Raw genomic sequence first — 18,778 nt, forward strand, 5'->3', positions numbered from 1 at the left:
TATGCCTACCACAAAATTTAGATTCCATGAAAGATTTCCATGTAGTTTACGAGGACAATCACATTATCATCGTAAGTAAAAGAGCAGGTATCTTGGTTCAGGGTGATTCAACTGGCGACCGAACCTTGACCGATGCTGTCAAAGAATATATCAAAGTAAAATATCAAAAGCCTGGCGATGTTTTTTTACATCCTGTACATAGGCTTGATAGGCCCGTTAGTGGTCTAGTTGTTTTTGCCAGAACCTCGAAGGGGCTGGAGCGAATGATGGAGCTATTTCGTAAAAGAGATATTCAGAAGACTTACTGGGCTATTGTCAGAAAAAAACCAGCCAATGAGAAAGGAAAGCTTACTCATTGGCTGGTAAAAGACGAACAAAAAAATGTAGTTACAGCTTATGACGAAGAAGTTAAAGGTTCGCAAAAAGCTGAATTATACTATAAAGTACTCGGTTGTATCAACAAACACTATCTAATAGAAGTTGAGCCTATTTCGGGCAGGCCTCATCAAATCAGGGTACAACTCGCTAGTATGGGCTGTCCTATCAGAGGCGATATTAAGTACGGTTATGACAGACCCAATTTCGATGGTAGCATCAACTTGCACGCCCGTCGATTATATTTTGTCCATCCCGTAAAGCAAGAACCAATCATTTGTAAAGCTGCTGTTCCAGCAATTGCGTTCTGGGAAGAATTTTTGGAATTAGAGCCAGAAGATATCAAGCAAAAAAATCTTGGTTTTCTTCATGAATAATAGGCGTTGAAATATCAGCCCAGATTTGATATATCAAACTGGAAACTGCCTGCTTCACTCCTTGTAAAATACCAGAAGCAACACTCAATGGAAGTATTAAAGGTAAAAACACTAGCCATTGTAGAAGCATAAATTGATTAAACTTTCTCATTTCTCAGCTATTTAGTAGTTAACAATTAGTTGGTATATCTTATTTGATGTGTATTAGTTAAATGTTATGTAAATGTAAAATGTTTTCGATAAACTGACAAATTAATTTTATTGAAATTTTACAATTTTTTATACCTTAAATAACATAATATACTACTAAAAAACATGCGAATTTGTTTAATATTTTATCATTTTTTTGCCCTAAAAAATCAAAGGGCTATCTCAAAAAATTGAAATAGCCCTGATTTTCAAACACTTAAACAATAATACTTTTATAATTACGTTGCTCATCAAAGAGCTTCGATTATGCCAACTCTGCAATTACGGTTTCTCCTCCTATTGGTTTATCTTCTAAATTAACCAAAATTTTGGCATCTAAAGGCAAGAATATATCTACTCTTGAACCAAACTTGATAAAACCAAATTCTGAACCTTGTTCTACTGCTTGGCCTTCTTTTACATACCAACAAATACGACGAGCCAAAGCTCCTGCAATCTGGCGAAACATTACTTCTGTACCGTTTTCATGCTTTACTACGATTGTGGTACGCTCATTTTCGGTACTAGCTTTTGGATGCCATGCTACCAAAAATTTGCCTGGATGGTACTTAAAAAAAGATACAATACCTGACAATGGATTAAAATTAATATGAACATTGACAGGCGACATAAAAATAGAAACCTGACGACGACGACCTTTGAAATATTCAGGCTCTTCTACTTCTTCAATTACAACCACCTTGCCGTCGGCTGGGGCAATAATTTGTTTAGGATTTTGGACAGTAACCCTTTTAGGCACTCTAAAAAACTGTAGGATTATCAGCGAGAACAAAACACTAAAAATAACAGCAATTTTACGAACAAGTTCATTGTCGGGGAAAAAATAGATAATTGCTCCATTCAAAACTGCCAAAAAAATCGCTGTTGCTAAAATTGTACCTGTACCTTCTTTGTGGATTGTCATACTTTGCTTTAGGGGAATGTTATTGTGCAAAGTTAAGAATTTTTTTGATTGTTTTTGCCCTTGATGCACAAAGCAAAACATGAATATTTATTTAATATTACTTTCAGAAGAAAATACGCCTCAATTTGTACATAATTTACTATTATTTTAACTTTAAAGTTCACAACTAGTCTTAAATCAAACGTTGTTTCTTTTGGTACAATTAAACTCAATAGCAAATTATGTACAATAAGGCTTTTTTTAAAACTTAGACGAATTGGTAAAGGCTTTTCAAAGAATGGATAACAATGTTTTCATTTAATAACTGAAAACGAAAGCTATCACGATAGAAATTCTACATCATCAACCACAATGACGAAAATATCCTTGTATCGTGAGAAACTACTCACAAACGATACAAACTACGATAAAGGCTTGGGGGAAAAATGAGACCCCGCACTTAATAATCAAACTACTGGCATATTGCCTAATATTCTATAGCTAGCTGCTAAAGAATAGTCTGTGCACCATAATTTCTTTGAAAGAATACTATGAATGTCTTTTTTATTAAATGGCGGTTGTTTTAGAAGACTATTTTTACTCGATATAATAGATATAATTTTATTATAAACAAAACTAAGTGTTTTTTTTTCTTTCCGAAAATAATAAACAAAGTCTTTTACAAACGATGAAAAATGCCTTTAAGCTTCGATTTCCAACAACATCGATTCTAAGGTAAGGCCAGGTCCGAATGCACAGCTTAGTATTTTTTTATGGGTGTCTGTGGCTTTTATGTCTTTCATAATGGCATCTAATACAAATAAAACCGTACACGACGACATATTGCCATATTCTTGAAGAATTTTATAGGCATATCTGTTATCGAAAACAGTAATATCTAGGGCTGTTTCTATGGCTTCGAGTATAGCTTTTCCTCCGGGATGCACAGCAAAGTAATCTATTTCATTCAATGCGTGGTTGCTCTGATTTAGTAAACGCTCTACTAATGATTTTATTCCCTTTTTAACCAATTTGGGTATATACGACGTTAGGGTCATTTCAAAACCAAAGTCGGCGATAGTCCATGCCATATCCGATTTACCGTCTTGGTATAAGTCACAAAAAAAAGAGGCCATTCTAAAAGCCTTGGGGCTTTTGGAAGTTGTATTCTCTATTATCACAGCGGCAGCTCCATCTGCAAAAAGGGCATTCGACAATAGGAAATCAATATCTTTCTTTTTCTGGAAATGAAGTGTACATAACTCTACTGTAACTAATAGGACTTTGGCCGTTGGATGAGCCAAACATATATCATTGGCTACTTTGAGTCCATTAAAAGCACCATAACACCCCATAAAGTTGATGGCAGTACGATGAATAGTTGTGTCTAAACTTAGCTGCTCGATAAGGTCGATGTCCAACCCTGGGGCATACATTCCCGTACAACTTACTGTTATTAGGTGAGTAATACCTGTCAAATTCAAATTTTCAACGGCTTTCAGACAAAGGGGAAGTGCGTATGCTCGATAGGCTTCCATTCGCTGAGACACTGTTGGAAAAGGTTCGAGGTTGGTACTTTGCGGGTAAAACTCATACTCTGCTACAGAATCCTTGCCATAATCTGCCAAAACAGAATATCGTTGGGCTATCTGGGTGGTGCGATACAAAGCCCATAATTTTCTTTTTTCGGTTTCGTCCAATTCCAATGCTTTTGCCATAAATTCGGCAATTTTCATCTGTGAAAAACAATTTTCAGGAACTGCCGTACCAATGGCGGTGATATAACTCATATATAAGTAGCTATGGGCGTTATGCTGTGGGCTATTAAAGGGATTTTTGATTTAGGCCTTCAATGGCTCACTAACAATTCTATTGTACAGATAATCTTTGGCTTACACCAATATTTGATATACGAATTTTGGCCTAAAATTGTTTTGAAATTGTCAACTATCTGTCTTTTTGTCAAAAAATACCGTTTTTCAAGTAATATTGATGCACTTTCTCTACAATCTTGGTGTGTCCAACTTCTAATATTACCGTTTTTTGCCGAGTAAGTTGTTTGCTAAGTGGTAAAATATTGTTGGGAGGCAATAAGCTGTCATATTTTCCTACAAAGAAATGAAATTGGGTTGTTGTTTTCTCTGCCAAATCTACTAAAGTATCTACTTTTACCGCAAGCCGATGAAAGCCTACCCAAGATTGATAAATCAATTGTTGCTGACGAGGAGTAGCAAGCATATTTTCGGCCAAACGAAGTACACTTTTATTGATAAAACCCATTTTTTGCATAAATCGACCTAGCTGCTGGAATTGCTTTTGGCGACCAATCACACGCCTAAAGATAGCTCGCCCCAAGCTTGAGTGGGTAGCCAATCTGTAAATAAGGCTTTGTTTGATACCATCTGGAGCAATCAATACTACGTCATCTATTTGACCTGAGCATGTAGCAAATGTAGCCAAGGCGAATCGACCGCCCATACTAAATCCCATAACAGAAAAACGCTCAATATGATTTTCGGTCAGAAATTGCCCTAAACTTTGTTGCCAAAGCTGAAGTGTTAGCCAGTCGTGTGGATGATATTGGTTTTTGCCATGAAAAGGCAAATCAAAAAGGTAGCAGGTATAAGTTTGTGAAAAACTTTTGGCAAAAGGAGCAAAACAAGAAAAATCCTGCCCAATACCATGAAAGGCGAGCAGGATTTTTGACCCATCCCCGATTTTTTGAAAAAGCAATTTCATTGCTATAATTTTGGAAATGAAAGGAATAAGTAAATATACTAAATGGTAAATACCGAGTTAGCGGTGAACAATATTTGGATATATTCTTTCGGATTTGTGAGGCTTTCTGCTCTTTTATCAATAGCAAGCATACAACCGCCTCACCCAAACCCTTCAATCCGATACAATATCCAAGGTTTTGTGCATTTCTAATGCTGTGCATTGAAATTAGTGCCCCTTACCACCACCTTTTACAACTTCTTTATCAAAGTCAATATTTTGTTTTCTGAGAACTGCCTGAACACGAACTCCAAAGAAGAACAAATAGGCAAAACATGCTACCGCCAATAAGTAAGATAACTGAATACCTACTTTATCAGCAATTACGCCTTGTACTACAGGAATAACAGCTCCGCCCAAAATCATCATAATCAAAAATGCAGCCCCTTGATTGGTATATTTTCCTAAACCAGCCGTAGCCAATGAGAATATTGAAGGCCATAATACCGAACAAAACAAACCACCACTAATCAATAAGAATAAGGCGATTTTTCCTGTAAAAATTACACCTAACAACGACGTTATGGCACCGCATGCCGTATAAATCAATAAAGTTTTTACGGGTTTTTCTTGGCTTGCAAAAAATGCCCCAATCATAATCAACACACAAAAAGCATACGGAAGTAAATCTGACACTTGGTTGCCTCCTAGTGCATTTACACCCAACACAATGGCAAATGCTACAAAAGGCACTACTACTTTGAGGATATTACGAGTGGTATCGCTAAAGCTAAAGTTTCCAATTGAGGCTGTCCAACGCCCCACCATCATACTTCCCCAAAACAAAGAAACGTATTTAGAAATCTGAGAAGATTCTAGGTTTTCGGTTACTTTTAGGTATTCGCCCAAATTACTACCTACTGTTACTTCAACACCTACGTACACAAAAATGGCTGTCATACCCAATACCAATTGAGGGTATTTCAATGCTCCTGTTCCAATTTCTACATCTTCATCATTGGTGATTCGTGGCAATTTCGACATTTTGAAAAATACCGCAAATAAGGCAAATACAACTCCAAGAATCAAATACGGTGCTTTTACTGAATCGATAGAAGCGTTTTTGGCAGCATCGGCAGAAATTGAACCAAAAATTGCATAGCTAATCAAGGCCGGGCCAATTGTACCACCAAGGTTGTTGACAGCCCCACCCAAGTTAATGCGTTGCGAACCAGTAGCGGGGTCGCCCAAGGCAATCATGAATGGCTGAGTAGCAGTTTGTTGCAAAGAAAAACCAAGGCCTACAATAAATAATGCTGAAAGAAGAATCGGAAAAGATTTCATTTCGGCAGCAGGATAAAATAAAATTGTACCCACAGCCGATATTATTAAGCCGTAAATAATACCATTTTTGTATCCAATTTTGTTCAGAACGTCGCCTTTGATAATTCCAGAAACAACAAAATAAAGAATTGATCCTACAAAATAAGCTGCATAAAAAGCAAAATCTACTAATTGTGCTTGCCACTGTTGAAGTTCAAATTTGTCTTTAAACAAAGGAATTAATATACCATTTGATGCGGCCACGAAACTCCAAAAAAACCACACTGTTACCAGGGTGTAAAGAGCAGACTGATTACTTTGGGTTGAAGAATTTGACATAGTTTAGTAATTTGTTAAAAAAAGAGAATAGACAACTTTTGCCTAAAACTACTACTTTTTCTAGCAAAAATTATCTATTCTTATCAAAAAGCACGTACTATATTTTATTTTTTTCAATAATATTACATATATTACCGATTTGTAAAATACCTACACTTTTTAGTCTTTATATTTTGTCAAAGCCTTAAATAGCTATTGAGTCGTATACAACTACTTTTGACCAAAGGTGCTTGTGGTCGTCTATGAATTTTTTGTGGAGAGGATGCACCAAATATTTCTCTTCGTCTTCTTTTGAAGCAAACAATAACAATACCGAAAAGGTATAAGAGGCATCGGTAACGGATTTATCAAAGTCGTTGATAGATGCTTTGCCAATATGAGCACTCTTGATTTGCTCAATTTTACCCAATGCTTTTAAGCCTGCCAATAATTGGTCATAAGCCTTTTGGTCTTTGTTGTTTTTCAACCAAAAGAAAACATGATGAGAAAACACAGGTAATGATTTTGATACAGCAGCTTCGGCTGTTTGTGTGGCAAGCGTAGCAATAACAGCTCCTGTAGCTAGGCTTTGTGCCGATTTCTCAATAAATGTTCTGCGAGATGAGTTTTCCATGATGATAATTTTCAAATTAAATATGATAAGCCAATATACTCATTACATTTGAAGAATCAGTAGGTTTGTGTGGGGCATTCATATATTTTGACTTTTGAAACCAAACTAATTCACGCATTTTGTAGTTAAGCCTTATATATTTGTCATTTAACCAAAACCACACTGTTGTTTTTTGATTTTCTCGCACATGAATATTTCAATCATTTCGACCTCTCCAAGAAAAAAAAGTAATTCACTACGTTTTTCTAAATACCTACAATCGCTGGTAAAAGACGCTGGTATAGCCTCTGTTGAGTTAGTAGATTTTGAAACCTACGATGTCCCTTTTTTTGGACAAGGGTATCTCAACAAGAATCATTTGAGTACTTTCCAAAGTACCCTCATTGCATCATGGGAAAAGGCCGATTTGATATTCATTGTAATGCCTGAATACAACTGGTTTCCAGATGCTGAATTTATTAATTTATTAAATCAACTTGGTGGTAAAGATTTTGCTCATTTATTTGGTGAAAAAACCTTTGCCTTGGCGGGTGTGTCGAGTGGGCGAGGTGGTAAATTGCCTGCAATTGAAATGACAACGATGCTTGGTAAGCTTATTAATTTCTTGAATCAATACTCGGTTATTTCGCCAAGAATTTATGAATCGCACGAAACGGCTATTAATGTAGATGAAAATGGAAATGCCACTGGCAACGAAGTGTATAATACAACTGTAAAAGCTTTTGTAGAGTATTCGATTGAAGTGGCTAAACGCTGGAAAAAAAATTAATTCATAACAACATGAGTCAGCCAGAATTTAGTTGAATGAGTGATTCTGCTATTGAACATAAAAACAGAAGTCGTCCCGATTTTTTTGATTAATAGTCAATAAATTATCCCAAAATTCGGGAGGACTCATGTTGTCACTATTGGGTCTAGCTATATCTATCATTCCGCCAAGGATAGGCCGTATTTGAATATCCTCTTTCCTCCCAAAATCCCAATTTATTTTCGGGCAAAAAAGCAATTCTTTTAATCCATTTTGAGCCTTTCCAGGCATATAATTGTGGCGTAATCATTCTTAATGGGCCTCCATGTTCAAGGGGCAATGCTTCGCCATCAACGGTATGTACCAACATTACATCGGGCTTTAGGGCTTCTTCCAACGACACATTGGTGGTATAGGTGTCATATCCATAGCACATAATATGGGTAGCAGTTTCTTTGGGCTGAACCAACGCTGCCAAGTCGAGTAGCCTTACGCCTTTCCAGGTCATATCGAGTTTTGACCATGTTGTTACACAGTGAAAATCAGATACGTCTTCGGTTTGGGGCAATGCCAAAAAGTCTTCCCATTTTAATACAACAGGGTTTTCTACCTCGCCATCAATCACCAAACGCCATTTATCTAAGGGAATTTGTGGATGATAGCCCAAGTCTAAAACAGGCCATTTTTTTGTTATTGTTTGCCCAACAGGTACTTGCGGCATCCCGTGTCGATTAATAGGGCCTTTTCCCATCGGATTTGCATCGGCAACGGAAGGTGTGGCCTGTATTTTGTCTTCAAAACGAGCCTTCAATTTCATTCTCGCTTCAATGATTTTATCTAACTTTTCGGAGTTTTGTTCACCTGCCATTTGTATCAACCATTATTAAGGTTATATTATATCTGCTAAATTCAGAAATTTATTCTATTGAAAAACACATCCTAAGCCCAAAAGTTCATAAATTAAGGTAATGACAGCTATATATCCTATAAATTAAGGAGAATAGGCTATCAATATTTACTGTTACAAATAATAGGTTTATATGTACAAACGGCCTATTAGAGGATATTTTATGATATAGAATGAAGTAGAGGTAAGATATACTAAGCATTCGGTATTGATATTAAATATTTGACTATCAGTACATTAACAAACCTTCAATCTAAATTTAATAATCAACTATTTATTATCAAAAATCAGTACTCGTAATTCAGTAATCCTACTCATTTTGCTGAATCTCGTATATCTATTTTGCAATACTATTTTTTCTGCAAATAAACACTTGTCTGTAGTAGCTCAATTCGCTTATTTATTACAGAAAGATAAATAATATTTTCAACAAAAATATTGAAATATGTACCGTCAAAGCATTAAAAGCAAAACTTATACTTTTGCCGACCTTAAAACACTACTTGCCAAGGCTACTCCCAAGCGTTCGGGCGATGAACTGGCTGGTGTAGCAGCAAAAAGTGCCGAAGAGCGGGTAGCAGCTCAAATGATTTTGGCCGATTTGCCCCTAAAGGTCTTCCTTAATGAAGCCCTAGTGCCTTACGAAAAAGACGAAGTAACAAGGCTAATTATAGATACGCACGACAGCGAAGCCTTTAGCTCTATTAGTCATTTAACGGTAGGTGATTTTAGAAATTATTTACTCAACGAAAGTACTCATTCGGGTACGTTACAAACCATACAGAAAGGTATTACCCCCGAAATGGCAGCGGCAGTCTCAAAAATTATGCGTATTCAGGATTTGATTACGGTGTCGGCCAAGTGCGAGGTAGTTACCCAGTTTCGGAATACCATTGGACTAAAAGGGCGTTTTTCGACCCGCCTACAACCCAATCATCCTACCGACGACTTTAGGGGAATCGCCGCCAGTATGATAGATGGCCTTTTTTATGGCAATGGCGATGCTGTTATCGGTATCAATCCGGCTACCGACAACGTCCCGACGGTTATTAATCTATTAACCATGTTAGACACCGTACGCCAAAGATTTGATATTCCTATGCAAAGCTGTATTTTGAGCCATATTACCACTACCATCAAGGCCATAGAACGCAATGCTCCTGTAGACCTAGTATTTCAGTCTATTGGTGGCACAGAAGCTACAAACTCATCCTTTGGCATCAATCTTGGCATATTGCAAGAAGGCTATGAAGCGGGGTTATCGCTCAATCGTGGTACAGTTGGCAACAACCTAATGTATTTTGAAACAGGGCAAGGCTCGGCACTTTCGGCCAATGCTCATCATGGCCTAGATCAGCAAACCTGCGAAGTTCGTGCATATTCGGTAGCAAGACACTTTAACCCTTTGCTAGTAAATACCGTTGTTGGGTTTATTGGGCCAGAGTATCTGTTTGATGGAAAACAGATTATCCGTGCTGGACTAGAAGACCATTTTTGTGGCAAACTATTAGGTTTGCCAATGGGAGTTGATGTATGTTATACCAACCATGCCGAAGCCGACCAAGACGATATGGATACCCTACTGACACTCTTGGCAACAGCAGGATGCAATTTTATCATGGGTATTCCTGGTGCCGACGATGTAATGTTGCATTACCAAAGTACCTCTTTTCATGATGCTCTCTATATACGGCATTTATTAGGGCTTCGGCCAGCTCCTGAGTTTGAAGAATGGCTATTACGTATGAATATTTTAGATACAAAATTTCAACTAAAACCCATTCAAAATGAACACCTACTATTACAACCAATCTTGTAAAAATTATATTCTAATATCTTTACACTCAAATAGCTCTACGGTATTTTATTAGAATTTTATTAGAATACCTTATTCAAGTAAACCATTTGGAGTAAAAATGAATATTATTGTGTTTGTTATATACGTAAAGCGTGTAACCTGATTAGTAATTATGAAAAGAAAAACTATCCTATTCTTGCTTTTCGCTAGTTCATTATCATTTTTAGGCTGCTCAGAAGTACAAGAACGTTCAGTAGAAAATGTTAAAAAAATGCGAGAAACCCCTCCTGACTATAACATCGTTATAATAGACGGATGCGAATATCTGCGACTAGAGCATACTCATGGTTATGCAAGCTTAACCCATAAAGGAAACTGTAAAAATCCAATTCACTGCTATAATGAAACAACTCATATTCAAAGCTCTCGACATTAAGGAAATCAATTTGGCACAAAGTGCTAAGAACATCTCGCTCATCATCGTCGGAATCATCTCGGCGGGTATTGGGCTAAAAGGTTTTTTATTACCGAATCATTTTCTTGATGGGGGTGTAATGGGGATTTCGCTACTTATTAGTATCACCAGCAATTTACCTCTACCTTATCTTATCGTTATTGTAAATGCCCCTTTTATCTTTTTGGGCTATCACCAAGTTTCTAAATTTTTTGCCATAAAAACCCTTCTTGGTATTATTGGTTTGGCTATTTGTATTGCCTTTATCGAAATACCTCTGATTACTTCCGACAAACTGCTTATTGCTGTTTTTGGTGGTTTTTTTCTTGGCGCAGGTATTGGACTTTCTATCCGAGGTGGTGGCGTACTCGATGGTACAGAAGTACTGGCACTTTATATTAGCCGTAAAACTGTTTTTACTGTAGGTGATGTCATTATTATTATCAACATTATTATATTCTCGATAGCAGCATTTTTGATTAGTATCGAAACAGCTCTTTATGCTATGCTAACTTACTTGTCAGCTTCCAAAACCATCGACTTTATTATTCATGGTATTGAGGAATATACAGGTGTAACCATTATTTCTGAAAAAAGTGAAGAAATACGCGTTATGATTATCGAAAAACTGGGGCGTGGTGTAACCATCTTCAAAGGCAAAAGAGGCTTTGGCAAAAGAGGGAAAAAAGATGAAGATTTGGACGTAATATATACCGTTCTTACTCGTCTCGAATTACAAAAACTCAACAATGAAATTGAAAATATAGATGCTACAGCCTTCGTTGTTCAACAAAGTATCAATGACGTAAAAGGCGGTATGATTAAAAAGTTGCCATTACATTAATCTTTGGGGGCAAAAACATGAGTCAGCCCAAATTTTAGGTAATATTAAAAGCCCTCCCCTATTTGTGTTTGTTGGGATTCATAAGGTCGTCAAGCAAACTTTGATAAGGCTTATCAATTGCTCAAATGATAGAAAATTAGAGACTATCCATGCAAAAGGCGTTCGAAATTAGTTTTCCGAACGCCTTTTGCATAGTAAATATCACAATGACTCATCTTTAGCCCCAAAGCATTGCGTCTTTACTGGTGAAAAGTATATTCAAAAATAATCACTCATTTGCACACTCACCATTCACTAAATTTGGGATGACTCATGTTTGATAGCTTTGATCTATACACTAAGTTATCTTTTTGCTTATATTTAGGCTAAAATATGGCATTATGAGCAATCAGAAAGGTATTACAAGCCCTGTCCAAAAAGACATTTGGACTTTTCTTCAAGAATTTACGCCAGCACGTATTGCACGTGGACACGCAGGCCACAGCCTTCCAACCAAAGAATTACTGTTATTTCAGGCCGACCACGCTCAAGCTCGTGATGCTGTGTATTCGTCATTAGAACTTGCCACTTTTCAGAAAAAAATCTTACATCCTACGATTGTTTTAACAAGCCAGATTACAGAGCGGACTCAGTACTTACAACGACCCGACTTGGGCCGAAAACTATCTGATTCTTCTAACAATACCCTTCAGGTACTGCCTCCTCAATCATACAATATCTGTATTGTTGTAGCCGACGGCCTATCGGCCAAGGCAATCAATCATCATGCTATTCCTGTTGTAAATGGGCTAATCAGTGTATTCCAAACGTATGGCTGGTCGGTTGCTCCAGTATGCTTGGTACAACAAGGCCGTGTAGCTATTGCCGACGAAATTGCGGTAGCCCTCCATGCCGAAATTGTTTTGATTTTGATTGGCGAACGCCCCGGACTGAGTTCGCCCGATAGTATGGGAGCTTATATTACCTATCAGCCCGAAATTGGTATTACCGACGAGCGTCGCAATTGTGTGTCAAATATTCGTCCAGAAGGATTAAATTATGAAATGGCGATTGAAAAAATTGTGTATTTGCTTCGAGAAATGAGTGTACAAAAAATCAGTGGAGTAAATCTAAAAGATGAAATGCAAAACCGCCTTGAACAGTAAATCGTTATTACTTGTCTTTATACGGGCTTCTACCGATATACCACACGCTATTATCGGTAGAAACGACTGAACCTACTTTACCACTTTCACCAATAAATTTTTGGCTACCTCGTGGCTTAAAAACTGAGGAATATTTTGGGCAATCTGTACAGAAAGAGATTTATCAAAGTCGTTGATTTCTAGCACCTTGATTTCAGAACCCAGATTAACCCCGCATTTGGCAAGGTATTGCAAAAATGCTGAAGAATGTTCAGAAACCCCCATCATCAATACCAACTCACCCTGTCGTATTTCGGCCAAATTTTGATACCGAAGCTCTGGCATTTGTCCGTGGTGGTCAGGAATAGGGTCGCCATGAGGGTCAAATTTAGGATATGCCAAAAACTCGTCTAGCTTTTCTACCAATTCTTCCGAATCGATATGCTCTAACTGTTCGGCAATATCATGAACTTCGTCCCAATTAAACCCCAGTTTATCTACCAAAAACACTTCCCAAAGGCGGTGTTTACGAATTACCTTCAAAGCTACCTGCCTTCCCGACTCGGTAAGGCGTACCCCTTGATATTTTTGGTAATTAACTAATTGCTTTTCAGACAACTTCCTCAACATATCCGATACCGAAGCTGCTTTGGTTTGGGTAAGTTCTGCTACGGCATTAGTACTAACCTCTGCATCGGTTTCGGCAGAAAGTTTATAAATTATTTTAAGGTAGTTTTCTTCGGTAAAGGAAGTGATTTGCATGCAAAAAAAATTTAGTAACAGTCTATCTTATAAAACAGACAATAATACAAAGGTAATTTTTTACCTTTAGAAAAGTAAATTTTAGACTAACCTAAAAAAATATTTTGAATTATAAAAAATACATTCTATGTTTGTTACACTAAATAATAAATGCTTAATACACAAAAGATAAAGAGAACGATAAGAAATCACGTAGCAAATTGACCGATACCTATATTGCTCAAAACTTATCATCATTGAATAGCCTACTAGATTAATTGATTATATATTACAAAAACCTTGATTGTAAAGAACCAATGACTTGGAAAAACAAAGAAATAACACCTTCATTGCCAGAAGTATATGCGTCTATCAATGTACCTAAAACAGGTTCGTTTTGGCGAAAACTTTGGGCTTTTACAGGCCCTGGCCTAATGGTAGCCGTTGGCTATATGGATCCAGGCAACTGGGCTACCGACATAGCTGGAGGAGCTAAGTTTGGCTATACCCTTCTTTCGGTTATCTTAATTTCCAACTTATTTGCTATGCTCTTGCAGCATCTTTCACTCAAGCTAGGTATTGCCACTGGAAAAGACCTAGCCCAAGCCTGCCGAGATGCTTACTCAAAACCCACAGCTATAGCCTTATGGGTACTCTGCGAGGTGGCCATTGCTGCCTGCGACTTGGCAGAGGTGATTGGCTCGGCTATTGCCCTAAATTTATTGTTTGGCATGCCTTTATCGGTAGGAGTATTGGTTACAGTACTAGATGTATTGGTATTGCTTTACTTTCAGGGAAAAGGCTTTAGGATGCTCGAAAGTATTGTTGCGGGTCTTATTGTAATGATTTTTCTCTGTTTTGCGTACGAAATTGCGGTTTCTCAACCTTCAATAAGGCTTATCATGGGGAATCTTTTACCAAAACCCGAAATCATTACCAACCCAGATATGCTGTATGTAGCAATTGGGATTTTGGGTGCAACAGTAATGCCTCATAATTTGTACTTGCACTCAAGTATTGTACAAACTCGAAATTTTGACAAAACAACTGAAGGCAAACGCTTGGCCATTAAATTTGCCACAATCGACTCAACGATTTCTTTGGCTTTTGCTTTTTTTATCAATGCTGCTATTCTTATTGTTTCGGCGGCCTCTTTTCATACTTCTGGCAACCAAAACGTAGCCGATATTCATGATGCTTATCATTTGCTCGACCCTGTTTTAGGGGTAAAATTTGCAGGTATTTTCTTTGCTGTAGCCTTACTGGCTTCAGGACAAAACTCTACTTTGACGGGTACTTTGGCAGGACAAATTGTAATGGAGGGTTTTCTAAACCTCAGGCTAAAGCCATGGATTCGTCGTCTTATTACACGTTTGTTGGCGGTAATTCCTGCACTGATTGTAACACTTATTTATGGCGAAAAAGGTACAGGCGAGCTTCTTGTGCTTAGTCAGGTGATATTATCGCTTCAATTAAGTTTTGCGGTAGTACCTTTGGTAGTGTTTACGGGGTCTAAAAACAAAATGGGTGAGTTTGCCAATTCCAAAACTACTCAAATCATAGCTTGGGTTGTTTCGATAATTATCATTGTTTTTAACCTTTATTTACTTTGGGATACCTTTAGATAGCCGAATTTAGTAAATGAGTGATTATTTTTGGATATGATTTTTACCACTAACGACACAATACTTTGTGGCTAAAGATATATCATGCTGATATTTGATATGAAAAGGCGGTCGAAAAACAATTTCCGACCGCCTTTTTTATGAATAGCAAGTTTTTATCATTTGAGCAATTGATAAGCCCACTTAACGACCTTATGAATCACAAACAGGAGGTCTCTTTTAATATTACCTAATATTTGGGGTAACTCATGTTTTGTTTACAATACATTCAATCTAAACTGAAAATATGTTTTAGCCAGCAATGCCAGCTTTTGAAAGTCAGGTACACGAATCCGTTCATTTTGAATTTTGGAAGCAGGACAACCTTTTATTTTATCAAATAGCCTCAAATAATACTTATAGGCCAAATAAACCCCTGCTTTTGCCCCTTTGGGCAACTGCAATATACCTCGATAGCCCGCATCAAAGTCGGCCTGAATATCGGCCTCGATCAACTGCTTATCGGCAAGGGTAAAATTGCTAAAATCTACATTAGGAAAATACGTTCGACCTCGCTCCTGAAAATCAGATTTAATATCTCTCAAAAAATTTACCTTCTGAAAAGCCGAACCCAAACGACGAGCATCTTCTTTGAGGCTCTGGTATTGAGCTTCATTACCTTCACAAAAAACCCTTAGGCACATCAAACCTACCACTTCAGCCGAGCCATAAATATATTGTTCATAACCATCTTGACTGTAATCTGAATTATACAAATCCATTTCCATCGAATACAAGAAAGCCTCAATCAGCTCGTGGTCGATATGGTATTCATTTACAACGGCCTGAAATGAATGTAATACAGGATTCAAGCTTATTTTATCTTCAATAGCTTGGTAGGCATCGGCCTTGAAGGCCAACAACAATTTCTTTTTATCAAACCCATGAAATGTGTCTACTATTTCATCGGCATAACGTACAAACCCATAAATGGCATATATAGGAAAGTGAAAACGCTTGTGGAGCGTCTTAATTCCTAAAGTAAATGAAGTACTGTAATGCTCGGTAATGAGCTTACTACATTCAAATGTGGTGGTACTATACAAATCCATCATATTAATTGTGCGTCATAGCTTTTAAGGTTATTCTATCGGAATGCCATCGGCTATTGGCTTGAGGCGGTGGTTTATTATATCTTTATCAACTATTCAATTCTTTATCTACTTCGCTGGCTACCAACAACCCCGAAATCAATGAAGGAGGTACACCTGGCCCTGGCACAGTCAACTGACCTGTATAATAGAAATTGTCTATTTTTTTGCTTTTTAGGGTAGGCTTTAGCAAAGCAGTTTGCATTAGGGTATTGGCCAAGCCGTAGGCATTACCTTTGAAGGCATGATAATCGCCCTTAAAATCATTGTGGGCATAACTTCTTTTATATACTACTGCGTCTCGAATAGACGTACCACAATATTGTTCGAGGCGTTCCATTATCATCTGGTAGTATTTCTCACGCATGGCCTCGGTATCTTCCAAATCAGGAGCAACAGGAATCAACAAAAACAGGTTTTCAGAGCCTTCTGGAGCTACACTATTGTCTGTTTTTGAAGGTGCTGAAGCATAAAATAACGGTTTTGAAGGCCATTTCGGCTCGGTATAAATTTCGTGAGCGTGCAATGAAAAATCTTCGTCGAAAAATAAATTATGATGCAACAACTTAGGAATCCGTTTGTTGACCCCCAAATAAAACAACAACGACGACGGAGCCATTACACGTTTATCCCAATAGGCTTCGTCATAATTACGATATGAGTCTCCTAAAATTTGTTCTTCCACATGGTGATAATCGGCACTAGCCACTACGGCATCGGCCTCAAAAACAGCTTTTTCAGTAATTACTTTTTGTACTTTATGTTGTTGAACCTCTATATTCTTTACTTCATGATTATACAAAATCTTAACCCCTTTTTCTTGGGCCAAGGCCACCATACCTTTTACAATTTGATACATACCTCCCATCGGATACCAAGTGCCTAATTGCATTTCAGCATAATTCATTAGGCTATACATAGCGGGTGTATTTTCGGGTGTAGCTCCCAAAAACAAAATAGGGAACTCCATTAGTTTTAGGATTTTATCATTTTTGAAAAACTTTCTAATATGACTAGAAAAAGACTGAAAAACATCTAATCGTACCACATCATAAAGTAACTTCAAGCTCAAAAATTCAGTAATACTTCTCGAAGGCTTCCACACAAACTGATTAATTCCTACATCGTACTTATAAGCTGCTTGGCTCAGAAAATCCCTGAACTTTTCGGCACTTCCTTGTTCCATACTCTCAAACAAATCGGCTAGATTGTCAACCCCTGCTGGCAAATTAATAACTTCATTGCCTTTCAAAATAACCGCATAAGAAGGGTCTAAACGTACCAAGTTGTAATAATCGGAAGTCTTCTTATTAAATTTAGCAAAATAATTATCAAAAATATCAGGCATCCAGTACCAGCTTGGCCCCATGTCGAAAGTAAAACCTTGTGTTTCAAAAACCCTTGCACGTCCACCAGCCATACTATTTTTTTCGAGAATGGTTACTTCATAACCTTTATCTGCCAAGCCCGTTGCTGCCGCCAAACCCGAAAACCCTGCACCAATTACAATTACTTTTTTCATCTAAATGTATTATCGTTATAATGGGTATGAAAATATGCTATTGTTTTCTGTAATAGAAAAATCGAAGTAATATAAAACTGGCTGTATACTTTGTTGTATTTACGCTCCATTTTGCCAATAGTTTCTAGCTTCATTATTAGAATAACCAGATAACCGACAATTTGTTTTGTAAAACGTATAGTTTGTTAAAAGTTAAACAAAACAAAAAAGTCGAGCAAATGCTCGACCCTTTGCAACTTTCTTCTGTTAACCAAAAAACTAATCAATTATTTAACAATTGCCGTTTTTGGAGTCAATGCCTTTACAGTTGATGAAATGTAACTCCAAACAGAACGACTAGTCCTAATTAATTTTACTTGCCAAGATACTAGGTTTGGCTGTTAATTCCAATAAGCATACATGTGAAGCTTATCTTTTAATTCTTTACGGGCTATATGAATTCTGTTTTTTACTGTACCAATCGGAATATCTAATTTCTCTGCAATTTCATGGTATTTAAACCCTCTAAAATACATCATAAATGGCATTTTATAGGCTTCATCCAACGATTTTACGGCATTATCTATATCGTTCATCGCAAAAGTACTCATAGCGGTATTGTCGGTACTCGACTCCATAGAGTTGATATAGTGCAAATTGTCGGAAGTATCGATGAAGGTATTTTTTCTCACCATTCTTTGATAATTGGTGATAAATGTATTTTTCATGATAGTGTATAACCATGCCTTTAGGTTGGTTCCTTCTGTATATTTATCACGATTGGTGAAAGCTTTCAACAATGTGTCTTGCAACAAATCATTGGCTTCTTCGTAATCTCTGGTCAACTTCATGGCAAAGGGTTTCAATGATTTAGAAACTTTTCCTATATGGAATGAAAATTCAACAGCTGTCATAGTCGTTTTGCGTTTATTTGTTGATTTGTTTAACAAACATAAGTAATGATTAAACAAAAACAAAATATATTTACTCATTTTTCACAAAAAATAAATTCAAATTCGTAACTATTAAAAGCAAAAAAGGGCTTTTTTATTAGAATAATTATATTCA

Annotated in this window: 16 protein-coding genes; 6 read left to right on the forward strand and 10 right to left on the reverse strand. The window is 37.0% G+C overall.

What is annotated here, in order from left to right:
* Positions 1-26: 26 nt before the first annotated feature.
* Positions 27-752 carry an RluA family pseudouridine synthase gene (locus FLEMA_RS70885; protein WP_044172197.1) on the forward strand — a complete coding sequence of 242 codons (726 nt, stop codon included), beginning with the start codon at positions 27-29 and terminating at the stop codon, positions 750-752.
* A 454-nt stretch (positions 753-1,206) separates the two neighbouring features.
* Here the strand turns inward: FLEMA_RS70885 and FLEMA_RS0131870 are convergent, their stop codons facing one another.
* From FLEMA_RS0131870 to FLEMA_RS0131920, 5 genes are all read right to left on the reverse strand, one after another.
* Positions 1,207-1,866: a phosphatidylserine decarboxylase family protein gene (locus FLEMA_RS0131870; protein ID WP_026996400.1), complete on the reverse strand. Its 660-nt coding sequence runs from the start codon at positions 1,864-1,866 to the stop codon at positions 1,207-1,209.
* Positions 1,867-2,546: 680 nt separating this feature from the next.
* Positions 2,547-3,635 carry a type III polyketide synthase gene (locus FLEMA_RS0131890; protein ID WP_044172204.1) on the reverse strand — a complete coding sequence of 363 codons (1,089 nt, stop codon included), beginning with the start codon at positions 3,633-3,635 and terminating at the stop codon, positions 2,547-2,549.
* A 172-nt stretch (positions 3,636-3,807) separates the two neighbouring features.
* Entirely contained in the window at positions 3,808-4,584 is a 777-nt protein-coding gene (locus FLEMA_RS70895) for an alpha/beta fold hydrolase (protein WP_044172207.1), read from the reverse strand.
* Positions 4,585-4,791: 207 nt separating this feature from the next.
* The gene (locus FLEMA_RS0131905) at positions 4,792-6,225 is read right to left on the reverse strand and encodes an MFS transporter (RefSeq protein ID WP_026997862.1); all 1,434 of its coding nucleotides are present in this window, start codon (positions 6,223-6,225) and stop codon (positions 4,792-4,794) included.
* A gap of 184 nt (positions 6,226-6,409) precedes the next feature.
* Complete coding sequence (locus tag FLEMA_RS0131920) at positions 6,410-6,838, reverse strand: Dabb family protein (RefSeq protein ID WP_026996403.1); 429 nt, start codon at positions 6,836-6,838, stop codon at positions 6,410-6,412.
* Positions 6,839-7,025: 187 nt separating this feature from the next.
* Here FLEMA_RS0131920 and FLEMA_RS70900 point away from each other — a divergent pair, with 187 nt between their 5' ends.
* Positions 7,026-7,607 carry an NADPH-dependent FMN reductase gene (locus FLEMA_RS70900; protein ID WP_044172210.1) on the forward strand — a complete coding sequence of 194 codons (582 nt, stop codon included), beginning with the start codon at positions 7,026-7,028 and terminating at the stop codon, positions 7,605-7,607.
* A gap of 145 nt (positions 7,608-7,752) precedes the next feature.
* Here FLEMA_RS70900 and FLEMA_RS0131945 read toward each other — a convergent pair whose 3' ends face one another.
* Positions 7,753-8,454 (reverse strand): molybdopterin-dependent oxidoreductase, encoded by a 702-nt coding sequence (locus tag FLEMA_RS0131945; protein WP_044172212.1) that lies wholly within the window; start codon positions 8,452-8,454, stop codon positions 7,753-7,755.
* Between the two features lie 484 nt (positions 8,455-8,938).
* Between FLEMA_RS0131945 and FLEMA_RS70905 the strand changes: the two genes are divergently transcribed.
* The 3 genes from FLEMA_RS70905 to eutC all read left to right on the forward strand — a co-directional run bounded on the left by FLEMA_RS70905 (position 8,939) and on the right by eutC (position 12,734).
* Positions 8,939-10,312, forward strand: a complete 1,374-nt coding sequence (locus tag FLEMA_RS70905) for an ethanolamine ammonia-lyase subunit EutB (RefSeq protein WP_044172214.1) — start codon at positions 8,939-8,941, stop codon at positions 10,310-10,312.
* 380 nt (positions 10,313-10,692) lie between these two features.
* On the forward strand, positions 10,693-11,589 hold the full coding sequence (locus tag FLEMA_RS70915) for a YitT family protein (protein ID WP_044172219.1): 897 nt from the start codon (positions 10,693-10,695) through the stop codon (positions 11,587-11,589).
* Positions 11,590-11,969: 380 nt separating this feature from the next.
* Positions 11,970-12,734: an ethanolamine ammonia-lyase subunit EutC gene (eutC, locus tag FLEMA_RS70920; protein ID WP_044172224.1), complete on the forward strand. Its 765-nt coding sequence runs from the start codon at positions 11,970-11,972 to the stop codon at positions 12,732-12,734.
* Between the two features lie 72 nt (positions 12,735-12,806).
* On the opposite strand, the gene FLEMA_RS0132075 is transcribed toward eutC, so the two are convergent.
* Positions 12,807-13,475, reverse strand: coding sequence for a metal-dependent transcriptional regulator (locus FLEMA_RS0132075; RefSeq protein WP_229359467.1), 669 nt, complete (start codon positions 13,473-13,475; stop codon positions 12,807-12,809).
* Between the two features lie 296 nt (positions 13,476-13,771).
* Between FLEMA_RS0132075 and FLEMA_RS70925 the strand changes: the two genes are divergently transcribed.
* On the forward strand, positions 13,772-15,082 hold the full coding sequence (locus tag FLEMA_RS70925; RefSeq protein ID WP_044172226.1) for an Nramp family divalent metal transporter: 1,311 nt from the start codon (positions 13,772-13,774) through the stop codon (positions 15,080-15,082).
* 254 nt (positions 15,083-15,336) lie between these two features.
* Here FLEMA_RS70925 and FLEMA_RS0132150 read toward each other — a convergent pair whose 3' ends face one another.
* The 3 genes from FLEMA_RS0132150 to FLEMA_RS0132170 all read right to left on the reverse strand — a co-directional run bounded on the left by FLEMA_RS0132150 (position 15,337) and on the right by FLEMA_RS0132170 (position 18,624).
* The gene (locus FLEMA_RS0132150; RefSeq protein WP_026996404.1) at positions 15,337-16,173 is read right to left on the reverse strand and encodes a phytoene/squalene synthase family protein; all 837 of its coding nucleotides are present in this window, start codon (positions 16,171-16,173) and stop codon (positions 15,337-15,339) included.
* An 85-nt stretch (positions 16,174-16,258) separates the two neighbouring features.
* Positions 16,259-17,731 (reverse strand): bifunctional phytoene desaturase/3,4-desaturase, encoded by a 1,473-nt coding sequence (gene crtID / locus FLEMA_RS0132155; RefSeq protein ID WP_026996405.1) that lies wholly within the window; start codon positions 17,729-17,731, stop codon positions 16,259-16,261.
* A 380-nt stretch (positions 17,732-18,111) separates the two neighbouring features.
* Positions 18,112-18,624 carry an RNA polymerase sigma factor gene (locus tag FLEMA_RS0132170; RefSeq protein WP_026996406.1) on the reverse strand — a complete coding sequence of 171 codons (513 nt, stop codon included), beginning with the start codon at positions 18,622-18,624 and terminating at the stop codon, positions 18,112-18,114.
* Positions 18,625-18,778: the final 154 nt, after the last annotated feature.

The organism is Flectobacillus major DSM 103 (genome assembly GCF_000427405.1).
Lineage (GTDB): Bacteria > Bacteroidota > Bacteroidia > Cytophagales > Spirosomataceae > Flectobacillus > Flectobacillus major.